Raw genomic sequence first — 19,926 nt, forward strand, 5'->3', positions numbered from 1 at the left:
GAATCAGGCGCGAGCCGGTTCCGGACGACCCTGGGCGGAGTCGGCGGCAATCCCCAACCGGTCGTCATGCCAACGCCACCAGGCGGACAGCACCGAGCCGGAGATGTTGTGCCAGACGCTGAAGAAGGTGGAGGGGATGGCCACAATCGGGTCGGTCGCGAAGGCCTGCAGGGCCAGGGTCGCACCCAGCCCGGAATCCTGCATGCCCACCTCGAAGGTGATGGCCTTCTGTTGGGCGTAGCGGAACCCCTTCGGATAGATCCGGTACATGAATCTGCTGAAGAGGAAGCCCAGCCCGTATCCGCACAGGTTGTGGAGCATGACCACCGGCAGAACCAGGGCGGTGGCGGCGGTGAAGAGCTTGGCATGGTTGACCGAGACCACCACACCGATGATGACCAGGATGGCAATCTGCGAGACGGCCGGCAGGGCCACGGTCACCTTCTGCACCTTCTCCTTGAAGATGGCGTGGACGGCCAGGCCCAGGGCGATGGGGATCAGCACCACCTCAAGGGCGGTCAGGAAGAGCTGCTTGGTGGGGATGGCCACATACTGGCTGGCCAGCAGGTTCATCAGCATGGGGATCATGAAGGGCGCACACAAGGTGGAAAGCAGTCCTATTGATACGTCCAGGGCCACATCGCCACGAGACAGGTAGGACATGACGTTGGAGGAGGTCCCCGAAGGGCAGCAGCCCACCAGGATGACTCCCACGGCGATCATGCCGTCCAGCCGGAAGATGCGGCAGAGCAGCACGGCCAGCAGGGGCATGATCAGGTAATGGGCTATGGTGCCCACGATGACCATGAGCGGCATCTTGACGATTCGCTTGAAGTCGTCCAGGCTCAGGGTCAGTCCCATGCCGAAGAGAATAATGCTCAGGAAGTAGTTGGTGTAGCTACGGGCCCAAATGCTAATCTGCGGGACAAAGAAGTTGATGGCGGCCCAAACCAGGACCACCAGAATGAACCACTTAGTCAACCAGTCACTGAACCGCTGCACCTTTTGCATGATTCCTGACCACTTCCTCTCGATAGTTCTCTCTGTGGTAGAGCAAAGTTAGAAAACCGAGGGCAGGCACGACGGCGAATGGTCACATTTTGGACGAGGCTGTTCCGGCTCGGACTGGAATTCAGTTGACCAGGACGGGCGTGCCGATGGGCACGGACTTCATGATCCACAGAGCATCAGGTACAGTCAGCCGGATGCAGCCATGGGAGCTGGGACGGATGCCCAACAGGTTGGCCTCCTCCTTGATGTAGCTGCCGCTGGAATCAGTGGGGACCGAGTGGAAGAGGAAGACCCCGTGGTTCAGAAAGCTGGTGTAGTAGTGGGCGCCCATCCCCTCCCTGGGGTTGTAGAAGTGGTCGCCGCGCTCAGACTGGATACGGAAGCTGCCCCTGGGCGTGGAGTCATCCATGCCCGTCGAGGCATACATGGTGTAGAGCAGTTGAGACCCGTCACGCACATAGACCCGCTGATCCTGAAGGCTGACCTCCAGGGAGAGGCCAGGATGGGCCGCAGGATCCGGGTAATCGATCTGCTGCGAAGGCTTGAGCCAATCGACAGGCTGTGCAGATGCGCCAGCAGGCTCGGTCTTCTGAACCTTTGTCTGCTCCTCATCTTGTTCCTTTGTGTGCCTCTTTGTCGCTGATGAAGAGGAGGACTCGGATTTAACGGAATGATGCGCCTTGGGAAATTGTCTCGCCGAAACAGTGGCTGTGCTGGAAGCGCTCGCACCTGCTGATCGTTCCGCATGAGCCGCATCCACCGGCTGAATCAGGTTGACAATCATGACTGTCAACAACAGCGTCAACAGGGCGGTTGTCACCACCACAGGCGTGCGGCGGACAGGGTCCAGCAGCCAACGGAGCATGGCAAGCACACGCCGCTTAAGGCGTTTGCTATCCAATCCCCAGACAGCCATGTCCTTCCCCTTCGTCGCCGTCGAACGAACCTGTATGCACAGTTCATTTTAGCGGCAGAAGGAAACAGGAAGGACTCAGCCTTTCAGCACCTGCCTGGCCCAATCCTCCAGCAGGTCGCAGACCAGGGCGGTCTGCTCGATCTGCACATTGTGGCCGGCCCGATCCAGCACCGAGTATGAGGCCCGGGGGAAGCGGCAGGCCAGGTCGAATTGGTCCAGGTAGCCCACACGGTCGTCCTGGCGGCCGCAGACGAAGAGCACAGGGGCTATGAACCCGGACCAGACCTGGTCGAAGCCCATATCCAGCTGGTAGCGCCCCTCCATTCGAGCCACCGTATCGGCATCGGCAGAACGAACACCAGGCATGATGGTGCGTTGGTAGGCCTCAAGATGCTCTCGGGACTCCACCACGGCCATCTGCCGGTAGGCATGCCTGGTGAACTCGTCCACGTCGGCCAGTCCCTGGTCGTCCCGGACCAGCACCTGACGCGGGGGCAGACGTCTGTGTGCGGTCACCGGGTCGACCACTGAAGAAAGCAGGGCCATCCCCCGGCAGCGGTCCAACCGATCGGCGGCAGCATGGCGGCTGAGCAACCCGCCCAGGGAGTTGCCCACCAGGGCGAAGGGGCCGCCACTGCTGAAAATGTCCACCTGATCATCCAGCCACCGGGCCAGACCGTCCAGATCGAGGATGGACGGGTCAGGCGGTGTGCGGCCGAAGCCGGGCTGGTCCAGGTAGATTCGCTCGAAGCCGCCCACCCGCTCGAAGACGGGGTCCAGGTCGTCGAAGATGTGGTGGTCCACGCCGGACCCATGCACGAAGATCAGCGGCAGCCCATGACCCCGGCGAATGGCGAACCCGGGCCTGGCGCTCACTTCTTGGAACCGGAGGGAATGCCGGTCTTGAACTCCACGATGTCGCCGTCCTGCATGACGTAGTCCTTGCCCTCAAGGCGCATCTTGCCCTCCTCGCGCACCTTAGCATAGGAGCCGTCGGCGGCCACGAAGTCGTCGTAGGAGACCACCTCGGCCTTGATGAAACCCTTCTCGAAGTCGGTGTGAATGACCCCGGCAGCCTGAGGGGCGGTCCAGCCCTTGTGAATCTGCCAGGCGCGCACCTCCTTGACCCCGGCGGTCAGGAAGGTCTGCAGGCCAAGGATGTCGAAGCCCACACGGGCCAGCTGGTCCAGGCCAGACTCCTTGAGCCCGGCATCGGTCAGCATCTCGCGGGCGTCGGCCTCGTCCAGCTCGGTCAGCTCGGACTCGAATTGGGCGTTCAGGAAGATGGCAGGCGCAGGAGCCACGGAGTCAGCAAGTTGCTTCTTCATGTCCTCGTTCTGCAGCTCGTCGTCGTCCACGTTGAAGACGTAGATGAAGGGCTTGGCGGTCATCAGATGCAGGTCGTAGAGCTCGTCCTTGTCGATGTCCCCGGACTGGGCCGCCTGGTCGATGGTCCGGCCCTGGCCCAGAATCTCCTTGGCCTTGCGGACGGTGTCCAGGTAGGCGGGCTTGATCTTGCCCCCACGCTGGTCCTTTTCCAGTTTGGGCAGGGCCTTGTCAATGGTCTGCATGTCGGCCAGAATCAGCTCGGTATTGATGGTGTCGATGTCGTCGGCCGGATCCACCTTGCCGTTGACGTGGACGATGTCGTCGTCATTGAAGGCACGGACCACCTCGCAGATGGCGTCGGCCTCGCGGATGTTGGCCAGGAACTGGTTGCCCAGCCCCTCCCCCTCCGAGGCCCCCTTGACGATGCCGGCGATGTCCACGAAGGTGACCGTGGCGGGCACGATCTTGTCTGTGTGGACCAGCTTGGCCAGGACGGGCAGCCGGTCGTCGGGCAGGGGCACGATGCCGGTGTTGGGCTCGATGGTGGCAAAGGGATAGTTCTCCGCCAGAACGTTGTTGCGGGTGAGGGCGTTGAAGAGTGTGGACTTGCCGACGTTGGGCAGCCCGACGATTCCTATGGTTAACGACATATGCACCAGTCTATTGCCCGGACTGCCCCGGCGTGGCTCCCCCTAGTCGCCGCGCTCCACCGCATCGATGGCCTCGATGACCGCTCCACGGAAGCCGTGCTTCTCCAGGGAGGCGACTCCTTTGATGGTGGTTCCGCCCGGCGAGCAGACCGCGTCCTTCATGGCCCCGGGGTTGGTGCCGGTGGCCAGATAGAGGGCTCCGGTCCCCTCCACCATCCGCGCCGCCAGCCGGTAGGCCGCCTGCCTGGGCAGCCCATGCTCCACCCCGGCGTCGGCCAGGGCCTCCATGTACATGGCCGTGTAGGCGGGCGCGCATCCGGCAATGGTCGTGCCCACCGAGACCAGCTCCCGGGGCAGCCGCTCAATCATGGCCACCGGGTCGAAGACCTGGGTGAAGAGCTCCCGCTGCTGGTCGGTCAGGGTATCGTCCTCCTGGGTGACCAGAACCCCCTGCCCTACTGAAATAGGGGTGTTGGGGATGGCGCAGATCAGGTGGGTGCCCTCCTCCAGGAGGTCGGCATAGTCCTCAAGGGTCATGCCGCCCACCACCGAGAGGACCATGCGGTCCGGGTCAGCCAGCTCATGGCGGATGGGTTCGCAGACCTGGGTCACCTGCTCCGGTTTGACGGCCAGAATCACCAGGTCGGCGGCCGCAGCCACCTCGGTGCCCGAGTGCATGGGCCGCACCCCAAGCTGGGCCGCCCGCTCCACCAGGCGATCGTAGTGGGCTGCGCAGGCCACAATCCGGCCGCCGGGCAGCACACCCGCATCGACAAGCCCCTGGGCCATGGCCTGGGCCATGTTGCCGTATCCGATGAATCCGAGAGTCAATGAGTCCGTGTTCATGCCCTCAAGTCTAGCCGCGCGCCGGGAAGAGCCCCTCCAGATCGCCGCGCTCCAGGGCCAGCCGGTAGAGGTGGGCGAAGACCCTGTCCCCGTGCAGGCCGTCGTGCTCGAACTCGTTGGTCACCCAGGCATGGGCGTGACCCACGCGCGAGAGGGTGTCCAGCTGGAGCTCCGAGGGCACATAGAGGTCGTCGGCATAGACCGCGGCCTGCAGAGGAACCTGATTGTCGGTCAGGCGGTCGGGATCGTACAGGTGACCCCAGGAGCCCTCCTCCATGAGCAGACTGACCGCCGGTCCGAAGGGACGCAGGGCCGACTCCTGCTCGAACATCCAGGGGAAAATCGCCTCCCCGGTGAACATGAGCGGACGGGCGGCAGTGTTGAATTCAGGACGAGCATCGCGCACCCGCTGCCCCGCCCAGCGCAGAGGTCCGCAGTCTCCGTCGGCGTAAATGAACTCCTGCAGGGGCCAGTAGAGCGGTGTAACGGTAGTGGCCTCCCGCACCCCCTCCAGGAAGGCCTGCGAGAGGGTGGCCCGGGAGCTGCTAGCGCCGGAAGCAGGCAGGCTGCCGTCGCCGTCCAGGAAGGCCGTGTCCAACAGCCAGTGGAGACGCTCGAACCCGCCACTCTTGCCCAGGTCGGCACCCAGGATCTGCAGCCGCTCCACGCTCAGGGGGTCGCCTCCGGGCAGAACCACATCGCCCTGTGACAGCCGGTCGGCAATGGCCGCCACACGGTCTCGGTCCCCTGGATAGCGCTGATAGAAGATCTGGGACCGCTGGGCCATCTTGGTGAAGGTATGGGAATAGAGCTCATAGGCATCAGCAGGGATATGCGGCACGCCCCCGGTAGTGAAAGCCGCAGCAATACCTTCGGGGAAGTTCGACAGGTAGGCCATGGTCAGGAAGCCGCCGAAACTCTGCCCAAGGGTCACCCAGGAGCGGCCGGCGAAGACCGTGAGACGCAGGTGCTCGAAGTCCCGGATGATGGAGTCCGCCAGAAAATGCTTCAGATAGTCGGCCTGGGCCCGGGGCTCGCCCAGGGAGGCCATGGTGGAGCCGTCGATGGCGCTGGACCGGCCCGTACCCCGCTGGTCGGGCAGGACAATGCGGAAGTGGCGCAGGGCCTCGGCCATCCACCCGTCGGCAGTGGCGTTCAGCGGCCGTGGGGCACCCGAGCCGGGTCCGCCCTGCAGGTAGACCAGCAGCGGCAGGTCGTCGTGGATGTGCTGGGGGGCGCAGACCACGCGGTAGAAGCAGCGGATGACCGCCTGGTCCGAATGATCTTCGGCTCGCCAAACGCCAGGTTCACTGCCCGCCCAGTCCAAGGGAACGGGGATGGACCCCTCCCGAACGTAGAGTCCCGGCAGATAGTATCCCTGGTTGGTCATACGCTGGCTCCTTTCTCTTTGGGATCAGTCGGATTCATTGTCTCCGGGCGGTTGGACCTGGCTCGTGTGTGTTGTCTGCTGACCGGGTGGTATGGTGAGAAGCAGGGGATGTCAAGAAGGCGACTGACTTCCGCCATTGGACTCTGCGATTTGATGCAGGACCGGCATTGAGAGACAGCACGGCTTTCCGACAAGAAGAACTCACATAGATAAGCGGTGTGTGCTCCGCTTGGTGTTTGGTGAAGGGGCTTACGAGTCGTGCATCTGGTTTCCCGTCTGCGTCGCATCCTGGCGATGGCGACCGTCCTGATCGGCCTGCTGGCAGGCCTGGGCGTCGCGTCCGCCCAGGCGGACGCTCCCATCCTCACCGTGGGAGGGGGGTCGTCAGACCCTCGCGTAGCTGAGCAAACCCCCAGCAGCGCCACCAGCACCCCACTGCCCACACCATCGCCGATACAAGCCACCACGCCATTAAACCCCACGACGGGCACCCCGTCATCGACGGCGGGAACACCTGATAATACAGACTCCGCTCCAGCTAAATCAGCCGGTAAGACGGATGATGAACCTTCGCACACGGTGCGCTTCGACCCGGCCGACGGAAGCAAACACACCCAATCAACTGTGAAGACCGGGACGCTGGCCACCGCCCCGCAGCAGAATCCGCAGCGCGAGGGATTCAAATTCGACGGGTGGACGCTTGACGGCCAGCCCTACGACTTCCGGACGCCCATCCTCCAGGACACGACCCTGAAAGCCCAATGGTCGAGGATCACGGACTGGACGCTGAGCCCGGACCACGGGCCCGCCGCCGGCGCCCGGCTGACCATCAGCCCGCCCAGCCCGCAGGAGCACTACTACGTCAACGTCCAGGCCGCAGGCGAGCGGACAGTCGGCCTGACCGGCGACGGGCGCATCCACACCTGGACGCAGGAGGGCGCGCCCAAGCAGGTCCCCTTCCCCACGCAGGCTCCCGACGGGTTCCGCTGGCTGCAGGCCGCGGCAGGCGGCCGGCTGCAGGCCGCGCTCGGATCCGACCAGCGGATCTACGCCTGGGACAACGGACAATCGACACCCACCATCCTCGATGCCAACCAGGACGCCCGGTTCACCGGCATCAGCATGGACGGCGACCTTCTGCTGGCGGTGGACCGGCAGGGACAGGTCCACGCCTACCAGGCCAGCCGGAAAGACAGTCAAAACACGAACCCGAAATTCCTGGAGCAGGCCACGACCGGCCTGCCCGGACAGGCGCGGGCCGTCACCGCCGCCGCCTCCGGCGGCCGGGCCCTCGCCCTGGACGCGGACGGGCAGGCCTGGGCCTGGGACGCGAGCAAGACCGGCAACGTCAAGCCCGCACGCATCAGGCAGGACACACAAATCCGTATCGTCCAGGCCCAGGCCCTCAACCAGGGGTTCCTCCTCCTGGACGCGGACGGGCAGGCCTGGCACCAGGCCGACGGCACGACCAGCCTTACGGCCGCCGGCCTGCCGGAAAACCTGAAGGCCAGCCGAATCACCACCGGCAATGACCAGGCCGTCATCACCAGCAGGGACGGCCGCCTCTGGGCCTGGAAGCCCGGCGAAGCGCCCGCCCGGGCGGACGACGGGAGCCGGGCCTACACGCAGGCCGTCCTTGCAGGCGGCAGGATCACCGCCACCAGCAGGCAGGGCGGCCTATACCAGTGGAGCCTGGACAAGCAGGGCCGGCCCGGCCAGCCGGCCCGGCTCGACACCGCCACAGCGCCCACCCTGGAAACAGCCGGCACGGACGGCCAGCCGCTCAAACTCAGCAGGACCGGCGACGCCTGGCAGACGGACATCCCCGCCCGCCAGCCCGGCCCGGCCGCCATCACCATCACCGGCAGGCAGGACGACCAGCCCTTCACCAGAAGCCTGACGTACACCGTCGACCAGACCCTGACCAGAGACCTCCGCCAGGGCTCCGCCTACACGGTCCGCTTCGACACGGGCGGAGGAAACCCGACCCCACAGGACCAGAGCATCCAGCCGGTCTACGGCAGAGTCCAGCGCCCCTCCCCCGACCCGACGCGCCCAGGCTACCAGTTCGACGGATGGTTCACCGGCATCACCGCCTACGACTTCAGCAAACCCGTCACCGACAACATCACCATCACCGCCCACTGGACACCCAACAAACAGTGGAGCATCAGCCCCGACAAGGGCGGCCAGTTCGGCCACGAATCCACCACCATCACCCCGCCGGACAAAATCAGCGGCATCCAGTTTAACCAGATCAGTGGCGGAAAAGGCGTCATGATTGACACGCAGGGGGTTTCGCTGGCTGTGGGCAGCGACGGCAACGCCTACGCCTGGGGACGCAACAACTGCGGCCAGCTCGGCGACGGGACAACCACCACCCGGTATACGCCGGTCATGGTGAAGACACCTGACCGCAGCACGTATCCGGACCTGCCCAAGGATTTCACCTACGTGCAGGTCAGCGCGGGAGGCAGTCATTCGCTGGCCATCGGCAGCGACGGGTACGTGTACGCCTGGGGGAATAACGACCACGGGCAGCTCGGCAACAACACCAAGTCCAATTCCTCAACCCCCGTGCGCGTGCACGGGCCGAACAACTCCAGTGAGGGACTGAAAGCCATCCAGGTCGCCGCCGGATCATGGAACTCCATGGCGTTGGGCGCCGACGGCACCGTATACACCTGGGGCAGCATATCCAAAGGGTACAGCGAGGACTGCTCCAGTCCGCAGACCGTGCCCACAACGGTCGAGGACCCCTCGGATGCCAGCGGCGTCTTCCACGCCGTGCAGATCAGCACCAGCTGGTCCTTCGACATGGCCCTAGGCCAGGACGGGTACGTGTACACGTGGGGCTACAACACCAACGGCCAGCTCGGCAACAACACCAGCGACACTACCACCACCAACATCTTCCACCCCACGCCCAGCCGCGTGTTCGCCTCAAGCCAGTCCACGGCTGCTGCGGGCCCCTGGCTGAAGGCCGTCCAGGTGAGCGCCGGCGGCTGGCATGCGCTGGCCATCGACGAAGACAGGAACACCTGGGCATGGGGACGCAACAACAATGGCCAGCTCGGCGACGGGACTACCATCGACCAGACTGCGCCGGTCAAAGTGGGCAAGCCTGCAGGCACGCCCACAGACTTCACCTACCTGCAGGTCAGCGCCGGAACCTTTCACTCGCTGGCCCTGGGCAGCGACGGCAACGCCTACGCATGGGGATCCAACAACTATGGCCAGCTCGGCGACTGGACGACCGACCAGCGGCGTACGCCGGTCAAAGTGAGCAAGCCTGCAGGAGCGCCCGCGGACTTCACCTACCTGCAGTTCAGCCCCGGATTTTATCATTCGGTGGCCCTGGGCAGCGACGGATACGCCTACGCCTGGGGATTCAACAGGTATGGCCAGCTCGGCGACAACACCACAAACAGCAAGCGGACTCCAGTGCCGGTGGCGTTCAACCCGCTGCCGCTGATCACCGGCGTCAGATTCGACCAGACCCCCGCAACAGGCCTGACGCGCGGCGACGGCAGCAGCGTCACCGTGCTCACGCCCGCGCACCTGCCGGGCACGGTCACGGTCAGCGTGGACTACACGCTGGGCCGCCTAGCCCAGCAGCCGGACACCTCCCTCAGGTACACGTACCTGCCAGCAGGAGTGCTCCCCCGGGCGGGCGGGGAGGGCATCCTGCTGGCCCTGGCCACCGGCATGACCGGCATGGGCGGGGTCCTGGCATCCCGCCGCCACCGGAGGGAACAGCACCAGCTGCTTCACGCTTCACTCGAGTAAGACAGGCCGGGGGCGGGTCAATCTCTCGGCCCTGGCTTATCGGGGGCGCACGGAGGAAAGTGTCACTGGAGGCTCAATCCCCAAGGGAGCCGGCATGCCTCCCGCGCCCCTCCCACCACACATATGCTTAACTTCTTCCTGATTGGCATCGCATCATGTACACAGCCACACAACATCCAAAGTAGACTCTATTCCGAGCGTTTCACGGCCCCCATATGCTGGCGATAAACCGGCAGACACAATCTGGGAGGTTGAAATACTGGCTGCCGTGCGATGGCCGCTCATTTTTTCATCAGTGGGGCGATGAACGGAGACCCTGTGTTGGCACGAAGCCCGAAGACGGCTTGGCCTGCATGGATCCTATATCACAAACGCCTGCGTGTTCTCTTGTCTTTTCAGGTAGCATGTCGAGTGCAATGACGCGGGGGAAGTCGATTGGGTTCGTTGTGGCCTGCACGGCTGGCAGGGGTCGGTTTGAGGGCTGGACGGCATCTCGACAGGTACGTTGCATGCAAGGGTCATCGGCACGCTTTAGGGGTGTTGGAAGCGATCGTGTCCGGTGCTGGCGAAAGGTATTCGGCTTATGCATCTGGTTTCCCGCCTGCCTCGCGTCCTGGCGGCACTAATCCTCCTTGTGGGCCTTATGGCAGGACTGGGCGTCGCGTCCGCCAACGTGGACGCTCCTGTGCCTGCCGGGGGGGAGGGCCACACAGCCGAGCAGACCCCCGTGACCAATCCCGGCAGCGCGTCCGGCGCTCCCCTGCCCTCACCCTCGCCGCTGGAGACCGCCTCGCCCCTGAACCCCACGACATCAAGCCCGGTTGCCCCGTCAACGCCGGCGGCCAGTCCAAGCGGCACAGACTCCGCTCCAGCTAAATCAGCCGGTAAGACGGATGATGAACCTTCGCACACGGTGCGCTTCGACCCGGCCGACGGAAGCAAACACACCCAATCAACTGTGAAGACCGGGACGCTGGCCACCGCCCCGCAGCAGAATCCGCAGCGCGAGGGATTCAAATTCGACGGGTGGACGCTTGACGGCCAGCCCTACGACTTCCGGACGCCCATCCTCCAGGACACGACCCTGAAAGCCCAATGGTCGAGGATCACGGACTGGACGCTGAGCCCGGACCACGGGCCCGCCGCCGGCGCCCGGCTGACCATCAGCCCGCCCAGCCCGCAGGAGCACTACTACGTCAACGTCCAGGCCGCAGGCGAGCGGACAGTCGGCCTGACCGGCGACGGGCGCATCCACACCTGGACGCAGGAGGGCGCGCCCAAGCAGGTCCCCTTCCCCACGCAGGCTCCCGACGGGTTCCGCTGGCTGCAGGCCGCGGCAGGCGGCCGGCTGCAGGCCGCGCTCGGATCCGACCAGCGGATCTACGCCTGGGACAACGGACAATCGACACCCACCATCCTCGATGCCAACCAGGACGCCCGGTTCACCGGCATCAGCATGGACGGCGACCTTCTGCTGGCGGTGGACCGGCAGGGACAGGTCCACGCCTACCAGGCCAGCCGGAAAGACAGTCAAAACACGAACCCGAAATTCCTGGAGCAGGCCACGACCGGCCTGCCCGGACAGGCGCGGGCCGTCACCGCCGCCGCCTCCGGCGGCCGGGCCCTCGCCCTGGACGCGGACGGGCAGGCCTGGGCCTGGGACGCGAGCAAGACCGGCAACGTCAAGCCCGCACGCATCAGGCAGGACACACAAATCCGTATCGTCCAGGCCCAGGCCCTCAACCAGGGGTTCCTCCTCCTGGACGCGGACGGGCAGGCCTGGCACCAGGCCGACGGCACGACCAGCCTTACGGCCGCCGGCCTGCCGGAAAACCTGAAGGCCAGCCGAATCACCACCGGCAATGACCAGGCCGTCATCACCAGCAGGGACGGCCGCCTCTGGGCCTGGAAGCCCGGCGAAGCGCCCGCCCGGGCGGACGACGGGAGCCGGGCCTACACGCAGGCCGTCCTTGCAGGCGGCAGGATCACCGCCACCAGCAGGCAGGGCGGCCTATACCAGTGGAGCCTGGACAAGCAGGGCCGGCCCGGCCAGCCGGCCCGGCTCGACACCGCCACAGCGCCCACCCTGGAAACAGCCGGCACGGACGGCCAGCCGCTCAAACTCAGCAGGACCGGCGACGCCTGGCAGACGGACATCCCCGCCCGCCAGCCCGGCCCGGCCGCCATCACCATCACCGGCAGGCAGGACGACCAGCCCTTCACCAGAAACCTCAACTACACGGTCGACCAGACCCTGACACGAGGCGCCGAACCAAGATCCACGCTCACGGTCCACTTCGACACGGGCGGCGGAAAACCCGAACCAGCAGACCAGACTGTCTCCACCCCGAACGGCAGGGTGAAGCGGCCCTCCCCCGACCCGGCGCGTGAAGGCTACCTGTTCGACGGATGGTTCATCGGGCAGGTCGCCTACGATTTCAGCAGGCCCGTCACCCAGAACCTGACCCTGACCGCCAAATGGACTGAAAGCCGGAACAGCACGTGGAGCATCAGCCCTGATAAGGGCAGCCAACTCGGCGGCGAATCCACCACCATCACCCCGCCAGACACCAGCCGGAGCATCAGATTCAACCAAGTCAGCGGAGGAAGAAACTCCAACGGTTATGGTTTTTCCTTGGCTGTGGGCAGCGACGGGAACGCCTATGCCTGGGGAGACAACAGCAACGGCCAGCTCGGCGACGGGACAACCACCCAGCAGAACACGCCGGTCAGGGTGAAGACGCCAGACCGCAACACGTACCCGGACCTGCCCAAGGATTTCACCTACCTGCAGGTCAGCGCCAGAGGCTCTCATTCGCTGGCCCTGGGCAGCGACGGGAACGCCTACGCCTGGGGATACAACAACTCTGGCCAACTCGGCAACGGGACAACCAGCTACAACGCCCAGACTACGCCGGTCAGGGTGAAGACGCCAGACCGCAACACGTACCCGGACCTGCCCAAGGATTTCACCTACCTGCAGGTCAGCGCCGGAGGCTCTCATTCGCTGGCCCTGGGCAGCGACGGCAACGCCTACGCCTGTGGATACAACAACTATGGCCAGCTCGGCAACGGGACAAGCAGCTACAACGCCCAGACTACGCCGGTCAGGGTGAAGACGCCAGACCGCAACACGTACCCGGACCTGCCCAAGGACTTCACCTACGTGCAGGTCAGCGCCGGATCCTGGCATTCGCTGGCCCTGGGCAGCGACGGATACGCCTGGGCATGGGGATTAAACAGCAACGGCCAGCTCGGCAACAACACCAGCAGCGGGACCAGTGACGCGAATCCTGTTCCTAAGCGCGTGCGCGACCCCGCCAACCCCACCGACACGAGCAAAGGACAGCAAGCCACACAGGTCAGCGCCGGAGGCTCTCATTCGCTGGCCCTGGGCAGCGACGGCAACGCCTACGCCTGGGGATTAAACAGCAACGGCCAGCTCGGCACCAACAGCTACAGCAATTCGACTGTTCCTGTGCCGGTGTCGTTCAACCTGCAGCTGGTGATCACGGGTGTCAGATTCGACCAGACCCCCGTATCAGGCCTGACGCGCGGCGACGGCAATAGCGTCAGCGTGTTCACGCCCGCACACCCGCCGGGCACCGTCACGGTCAGCGTGGACTACACGATAGGCGGCGCACCCCAAAAACCGGACACCTCCCTCAGGTACACGTACACACCTTTAGGCGTGCTCCCCAAGGCCGGCGGGGAAGGCATCCTGCTGGCCCTGGCCACCGGCATGACCGGCATGGGCGGGGTCCTGGCATCCCGCCGCCACCGGAGGGAACAGCACCAGCTGCTTCACGCTTCACTCGAGTAAGAGCGGCCGGGCGGCGTATCAATCCCCCAACCCCCGGCCCACATAGGGGGAGCAGGGAGGAAACGTGTCAATCAAGGCTCAAACCCCAAGAGAGCCGACACCTCCCTCCCGCGCCCCCACCACACTTCTGCAGGCGGAAGCCGAGGGCAGGCATGCACGCCCCCACCCCCGCCTTGGAGAGGAGGAAACACGGCCAGGCCGGCCACGGGCAGAACCCCACAGCCAGCCCGGCCGCTGTCCATCTCCATATCCCAGCATAATCACACAAACAGTAACCTTTCCCCAAGCATTCAGCCTCGCCTACCTTCACTCAAAGCCAAGCCTCGACGGGCCATGCTGTGAAAGTTGCGGTATCGTTACCGCACTGATATAACTGAAGGCTGTCAGAACCGTTCGCCTGCCCATGGCGGCGGTCAGGCAACCGCCGAGGTCGGCAGTCCGGCCCGGCGGCCGACCACTTCGACGAAAGGCCATGATGGCGTACGCGACGATCAGGGATGTGGCCCAACGGGCCGGTGTCTCCGTATCGACGGTCTCCCGAGCACTCAACGACTCCGGGCGCATCTCCCCCGCCACACGACAGCGCATCAACCAGGTCATCCACGACCTGCACTATGTGCCGGACTCCCGGGCCCGATCCATGCACTCCGCCCACTCGCGCACCATCGGCCTGCTCATCCCCGACATCCGCAACTCCTACTTCGCGGATCTGGCCTATCTGATTCAGGGCCAGCTGCTCAACCACGACTTCCAGACCCTGATCTGCACCTCCACCCAGGGCGACCCCGGCGAGGACCGGGCCCAGGTGCGCAACCTGCTGGGCCAGCACATCGACGGAGCCATCATCGTGCCCGGGCCGCGTTCCTCGCGCACCCTGGAGGAGCTGACCCGACGCGGACTGCCACTGGTCTGCGTGGACCGTGCCGCCGAGGGTGCCGCCGGACGCGACGGACGGGCCATTCCTTGTGTAGACGCCGACCCTGAGCCCGGCCTGCGGCAGGCCCTTAAAGATCTGCACGCCCAGGGCCACCGACGCATCACCCTGGTGCCCGGACCCCTCAAGGAATCGGCCACCTTCCGCGAACGCCTGAACGTCTACCGGGACCTGCTGGCAGGCATCGAAGGCATGGACGACCCCCTGGCCGACCAGGTAGAGCCCGGCACCTTCGACCCCGACATGATCGACCTCTGGGCCCGGCAGGGCATCACCGGCGTCCTCTTCGGATCCTCCCTGGATGCCATACGCGCCATCAAAACGGCCCAGTCCCGAGGAATCAGCATCGGCGAGGACCTGTCCATGGTCACCTTCGACGACCTACCCGTCTTCCGCATCCTGACCCCGGCCGTGTCAACCATCTCCCAGCAGATCGACACCATGGGGACCCGCTGCGTGGACATGCTCCTGGCTCTGATGGCAGGCTCGCCCGTGCGGTCGGTCCGGCTGCAGACCAGCTACCGCCACTGCGCCTCGGTGGGTCGCCCGCCCGCGCACACCGGCCAGGATCCCTGAACCTGTCACAGCGTGATCATCAAGGCGGACAAGCTCATCAAGGAACGGAGAAACATGATTCAAGATATGGCGGCGGCACCCGACCAGGTGCTCAAGGGACTGGATACCATCACGGGATCCATCTCGGTGGTCGGATCCATGAATGCGGACTACACCGTCAACACCGACCGGCTGCCCAAGCCCGGCGAGACCATCAACGGCGGTCCCCTGCAGGTGCTGCCCGGAGGCAAGTCGGCCAACCAGGCGGCGACCGCGGCCCGCATCGGCGCCCAGGTCAGGCTCTTCGGGGCCGTGGGATCCGACTCCAACGCCGACTTTCTGCTGGGGCAGCTGGGCAACGCCGGGGTGGATGTCTCCCATGTGATGACCGTGCCGGGAGCCAGCGGAACCACAGTCATCACCGTGGATGCGCGCGGCGAGAACACCATCGTCTACTCCCCCGGCTCCAACGGCAAGGTGGATGTGGACTACGCCCACCGCTCCCGCCAGGCCCTGACCTCGGCCAAGGTGCTGGGCCTGTGCCTGGAGAGCCCCATCGAGACGGTCACCGAGGCCGCGCGCATGGGCCACGAGGCCGGCATGACCGTGCTGCTCAACGACTCCCCCTTCCGCGCCGACCTGCCCGCCGACCTGATTGCCAACTCCGACCTGATCCTGGTCAACGAGCATGAGATGGCCCAGCTGCTGGGCATCGACGAGCCCGAGGACGGCGACTGGCTGGGGGCCGACTGGGACCGGATCAACCAGACCATGCAGGACTTCGGCTTCCACAGGGCCATCGTCACCCTGGGCGGCGAGGGGTCCATGGTGCTGGACCAGGGCCGGACCTACCGGATTCACGCCGTGCATGTGGACGCTGTGGACACCACCGGCTGCGGGGACGCCTTCATGGGCACCGTGCTGGCCGGCCTGGCCTCCGACATGACCCTGGTTGAGGCCGCCCAGCTGGCCTCCTACGTCTCGGCCTACGCCGCCACAGGGCAGGGGGCGCAGGCCTCCTACGGCACGGCCGAGCAGATTCGGCTGCGCTTCTCCTGAGACTGGGCGCTCGTGGTCGGAGCCATTGGAATCCTGACCACCGGGGTCTTGTGACCGGGGTCCGTTGGTCAGGGTCCAACGATTAGGCAAGTAGAGCGCGCTGACCCCTCCCCTGCGTTGTCAGGCCGATGAACCGTTGCGGAATGCACCACGATTCGTCGGCCTGACTGGTATCTGTGCGATACAGGCTGGATGGATGGATACCGGATGCATACTTGTTGCCAGTTGAGCGCAAATATGGAATCCATACCCATTACCAACTGAGGGCAAGTCCGATATCCGCTTTTATTGCCGTCTGAATCCAAGCACTGAATCTGTTCTTATCGCCAGTGTTAAATGCATCCAAGGGTCGCGACCTGCATTGGAGAGTACGCGTGTGTCTTGGACGTGCAAGCTATGCAGAGAGCCATTCGATGCGAGAATGCGTAAACAGCACCTCGGCAAGGAGCGGCAACAAGTCTCTCCAAGCGTTAGGCAGCTGACCACCAATCGTCATATGCAAGGCCGCCATCTTTTGACTCACCACTAGGCGCCCATTCCCGATTACAACTGCTCAGGCTCATCCGCCTTGCGACAGCCTGGGACCGCGTTTGACCTCATCATCCCTCGGACTGATGGCACCTCCCGCTGTCCCCGAATATTGTTGATTCCATGAACACAGTCAGTCAAACAGCGCAGCGACCAATCACCAGGTCCAATAATCGAATGCTACTGACTGACGCTCTCTTCGCCATCCTTCTGTTTCTGCTGGTGAGCGGCTCCAGCGCCAATCTACAAGATGGGGCCCTGATCCTGATGTGGACGGTCCTGCTCATAGCCCCTGTGGTTATCCGTCGCCGATTCCCGAACGTAGCTGCCGGGCTCTTCGTCGCTGTGGCTCTGGCTCAGCTCCTGTTGGGACCTGCCATCATGCTCTCCGACGCAGTCTGCCTGGTGATGGTCTATTCCTGTCTGCTCTACGGACGTCCATCCTGGCGCCGACTCTATCTGACTGTGGCCTGGGTCATGACGCCCCTATCCTGCCTTATCTTCACATTGGTCGATCTGGGGTTTCTGCCTCCGGGCAAGACGTGGCCGGACCACATCTCAATGTTGCCGAGCTCATTCAAAGATCTGGCAATCACCTTCCTATCGAATTTACTGATCGAGGGGCTTCTGCTACTCATAGCCATCGTTGCAGCCTACTGGACGCGGACCAGAAGGGATGCCATTGATGAGGCCCGGCGACGCAACCACGCCTTGGCCCTGCAGGCAGAGCAGAGCGCGGCCCTGTCTGCCAGCGCTGAGCGGGCCCGCATAGCGCGTGAAATGCACGATGTAGTCGCTCACACTCTGTCCATTGTCATTGTGCAGGCAGATGCCGGCAGGTACGCAGCCACTGCCGATGCGAACCTTGCTCTCAAGACCATGCGCACCATTGATCAAGAGAGCCGCCGCGCCCTACGTGAGCTGAGCTCGCTTTTTGGCAAACTCAAGGCTCCACCCAACCCGGCATCCGAAACCAGCCAAAAAACAGCGGATTCTCTTCCAGGCCAACCCTCTTCCTCCCCACCACCAACGAACCCAGCCCATATCCAGCCGCCTGACCAATCTCAAGCAACTGCCCAAACGAATTCCGCTAGTCAATCCGCGAACGCTCATAATCTGAATCCAGCCGGAACAGATTGCACTCAGCCGAGCCAAACCAGCGGCCATCTTCCCACAATCAAAGAGATTCCAGCTGCCAACACTGCCAAGGCCAACATGGATACGGCCGACAATGCGCGTACCTGGCCCTCGGTTGCCACCTCTTCAAACAATCCGCCGACCAGCTATAAATCATGGTCAGACCTGATAGATGCCGCCCGACTTGCTCAGCCGAAATCCCAATTCAGCCGACGCATTAAAGGCCGACCATGCCCAGAAAAGCTGGATCGCAGCCGCGCCATAACTGCTTACCGGGTCCTGCAAGAAGCATTGACCAATGTTCGCAAGCATGCCGCTCCGGCTTCGGCTGTGCTAGTTGAAGAACAGTGGCTCACGGACGGTTTGTGTCTAACCATTGACGACCGCCCATTTGACCATGCCTCTACCAATTCAGATTCTCCGCCACAGATGGACCGACCTACGCATTCAGGTTTCGGTCTTTTAGGGATGCGCGAACGACTGACTTCTCTTGGAGGCAACCTTCAAACTGGTCCCGAACCAGAAGGCGGGTACCACCTCCAAGCGTGGATTCCTTTTGCCACTCCGCCAAAGTCCGACCCTGAAGCGGGGGTACGTGCCAATCGACAAGCTCAATGGTCCCTGCGCTCAATTGTCTCCACGCTCTTCGTCTGGTTTCAACGCCATCCATTGACGGCCGACCTGGGTTTGGTAATCGGACTCGTATTGATAGAGAATCCAGGTCAAGCTCTTGCTATAGCACCTGTCACGCGACAATATGATCCAGGCCGACCAGTAAAGATCATCGCCACGCTAGGTATTGCTTTGCCTCTGATTGTGCGCAGGGTCCGTCCCGGCATTTGCGCCGCCATAGTATCTGCAGTTGCCGCCCTGCTGCTGCTCTTCTCGCCCTGGCTGCCAGAAGCTGCAGTCTTATCCCCAGTCGCCGTCTATTCAGCAATGGTTTACGGTAAATACACCACCCGGCGGTGGGTTCCGTTGGCGGTCATCGCGGATACGGTTTTATGGGCTGTAAGATGTGTAGCCAATAACCAAGGATGTCCAACCATTCTGGCCTACATGATAGAAGGCCCGGCAGAATCATCTTTCTCTGAATCCCATTTAATACTTTTCATAGTGATGGCCGCACCGGCCTTGATCTGTCTGCTGACCATGCTGATTGCCTCACGCCGACGTACTCGTGGTTCAGTCCTGCTCCTCCAGCAGGAACGCGAGCGCGCGCTAAACCAGACCCTGCAGGAAAGCCAGGCTCTGGCAGCCAATCAAGAGCGCGAACTCATTGGCTCTACTATGCAGGTAGAAGTGGCCGCAACCCTGAATACAGTCATTGCATCCACTACCAAAGCCATCTCCGAGTTGAACCATTATCAAGTCAAGGGGATGAACCCTCCCCCAGAGCAGGTAGCGCAAGCCTTCGGCGACATTGCTTCTCAAGGACGCCAGGCCCTGGCTCGCATGCGACAACTGCTCACCGTCCTGCGTCACAGTTCCAGCACCGGTTTGCGATCAAACACTGACACCGCCGATTCCCCAAACAAGAGCCTCGACTCAGACAGGAACCATATTGGCGAGCCCACCCGTAAAAACCCACATATACCGGCTCTTCACCCAGCCAAACCCCTGCCAGTAGATCTTGATGATCAGCTTGACAACTATTCGCAACAATCGCAACAGGATAAGGAACCAGAGCATGCCCCATCGGACCAACAGGACCACCCAATCTCCAGGCGTGAACGTTCTTGATGATGAGCACCTCCTATGAATAGCAAACAGGAAAATGACCGTGTCAGGTAATCAGCACAATCGAAAAATTGAGCACTCCATGAACCACGCACCCGAAGATTAGGCACTCGGGGAATCGATTGCTGACGAACATAAGTTCACCAGTTGAAAGTCTCTCCGACGACAGTCGCTTAGCCAACAATTACTCAATCAACAATCAACCAGACAGCGATTACC

At 63.5% G+C, this 19,926-nt stretch carries 11 protein-coding genes; 5 read left to right on the forward strand and 6 right to left on the reverse strand.

What is annotated here, in order from left to right:
- Positions 1-3: 3 nt before the first annotated feature.
- From ACNAOV_RS05005 to ACNAOV_RS05030, 6 genes are all read right to left on the reverse strand, one after another.
- A complete protein-coding gene (locus ACNAOV_RS05005; RefSeq protein WP_416516847.1) occupies positions 4-1,011 on the reverse strand; it encodes a bile acid:sodium symporter family protein in 1,008 nt (335 codons plus the stop codon).
- A 121-nt stretch (positions 1,012-1,132) separates the two neighbouring features.
- Positions 1,133-1,927, reverse strand: a complete 795-nt coding sequence (locus ACNAOV_RS05010; protein ID WP_416516848.1) for a L,D-transpeptidase — start codon at positions 1,925-1,927, stop codon at positions 1,133-1,135.
- 75 nt (positions 1,928-2,002) lie between these two features.
- Complete coding sequence (locus tag ACNAOV_RS05015; RefSeq protein ID WP_198184378.1) at positions 2,003-2,803, reverse strand: alpha/beta fold hydrolase; 801 nt, start codon at positions 2,801-2,803, stop codon at positions 2,003-2,005.
- Positions 2,800-3,906, reverse strand: coding sequence for a redox-regulated ATPase YchF (gene ychF, locus ACNAOV_RS05020; RefSeq protein ID WP_198184379.1), 1,107 nt, complete (start codon positions 3,904-3,906; stop codon positions 2,800-2,802). Before ychF ends, ACNAOV_RS05015 begins: the two co-directional genes overlap by 4 nt.
- 42 nt (positions 3,907-3,948) lie before the next feature.
- On the reverse strand, positions 3,949-4,752 hold the full coding sequence (gene proC, locus ACNAOV_RS05025; protein ID WP_198184380.1) for a pyrroline-5-carboxylate reductase: 804 nt from the start codon (positions 4,750-4,752) through the stop codon (positions 3,949-3,951).
- A gap of 10 nt (positions 4,753-4,762) precedes the next feature.
- Positions 4,763-6,142 carry an alpha/beta fold hydrolase gene (locus ACNAOV_RS05030; protein WP_198184381.1) on the reverse strand — a complete coding sequence of 460 codons (1,380 nt, stop codon included), beginning with the start codon at positions 6,140-6,142 and terminating at the stop codon, positions 4,763-4,765.
- 258 nt (positions 6,143-6,400) lie between these two features.
- On the opposite strand from ACNAOV_RS05030, the gene ACNAOV_RS05035 reads away from it, so the two are divergent.
- The 5 genes from ACNAOV_RS05035 to ACNAOV_RS05055 all read left to right on the forward strand — a co-directional run bounded on the left by ACNAOV_RS05035 (position 6,401) and on the right by ACNAOV_RS05055 (position 19,710).
- On the forward strand, positions 6,401-9,931 hold the full coding sequence (locus ACNAOV_RS05035; protein ID WP_416516849.1) for an InlB B-repeat-containing protein: 3,531 nt from the start codon (positions 6,401-6,403) through the stop codon (positions 9,929-9,931).
- 583 nt (positions 9,932-10,514) lie between these two features.
- Positions 10,515-13,754 (forward strand): InlB B-repeat-containing protein, encoded by a 3,240-nt coding sequence (locus tag ACNAOV_RS05040; RefSeq protein ID WP_416516850.1) that lies wholly within the window; start codon positions 10,515-10,517, stop codon positions 13,752-13,754.
- A gap of 475 nt (positions 13,755-14,229) precedes the next feature.
- Positions 14,230-15,264, forward strand: coding sequence for a LacI family DNA-binding transcriptional regulator (locus tag ACNAOV_RS05045; RefSeq protein WP_416516851.1), 1,035 nt, complete (start codon positions 14,230-14,232; stop codon positions 15,262-15,264).
- A 54-nt stretch (positions 15,265-15,318) separates the two neighbouring features.
- Complete coding sequence (locus ACNAOV_RS05050) at positions 15,319-16,302, forward strand: ribokinase (RefSeq protein WP_101432793.1); 984 nt, start codon at positions 15,319-15,321, stop codon at positions 16,300-16,302.
- A 750-nt stretch (positions 16,303-17,052) separates the two neighbouring features.
- Positions 17,053-19,710, forward strand: coding sequence for a histidine kinase (locus ACNAOV_RS05055; RefSeq protein ID WP_416516852.1), 2,658 nt, complete (start codon positions 17,053-17,055; stop codon positions 19,708-19,710).
- Positions 19,711-19,926 lie beyond the last annotated feature (216 nt).

It is taken from the genome of Bifidobacterium asteroides, assembly GCF_048001765.1.
Classification (GTDB): domain Bacteria; phylum Actinomycetota; class Actinomycetes; order Actinomycetales; family Bifidobacteriaceae; genus Bombiscardovia; species Bombiscardovia asteroides_K.

Excerpts from the sequence above, each read along its gene's own strand:
- ACNAOV_RS05005 (WP_416516847.1), bottom strand. The coding sequence starts at position 1,011 with ATGCAAAAGGTGCAGCGGTTCAGTGACTGGTTGACTAAGTGGTTCATT.
- ACNAOV_RS05010 (WP_416516848.1), bottom strand. The coding sequence starts at position 1,927 with ATGGCTGTCTGGGGATTGGATAGCAAACGCCTTAAGCGGCGTGTGCTT.
- ychF (WP_198184379.1), bottom strand. The coding sequence starts at position 3,906 with ATGTCGTTAACCATAGGAATCGTCGGGCTGCCCAACGTCGGCAAGTCC.
- proC (WP_198184380.1), bottom strand. The coding sequence starts at position 4,752 with ATGAACACGGACTCATTGACTCTCGGATTCATCGGATACGGCAACATG.
- ACNAOV_RS05030 (WP_198184381.1), bottom strand. The coding sequence starts at position 6,142 with ATGACCAACCAGGGATACTATCTGCCGGGACTCTACGTTCGGGAGGGG.
- ACNAOV_RS05040 (WP_416516850.1), top strand. The coding sequence starts at position 10,515 with ATGCATCTGGTTTCCCGCCTGCCTCGCGTCCTGGCGGCACTAATCCTC.
- ACNAOV_RS05045 (WP_416516851.1), top strand. The coding sequence starts at position 14,230 with ATGGCGTACGCGACGATCAGGGATGTGGCCCAACGGGCCGGTGTCTCC.
- ACNAOV_RS05050 (WP_101432793.1), top strand. The coding sequence starts at position 15,319 with ATGATTCAAGATATGGCGGCGGCACCCGACCAGGTGCTCAAGGGACTG.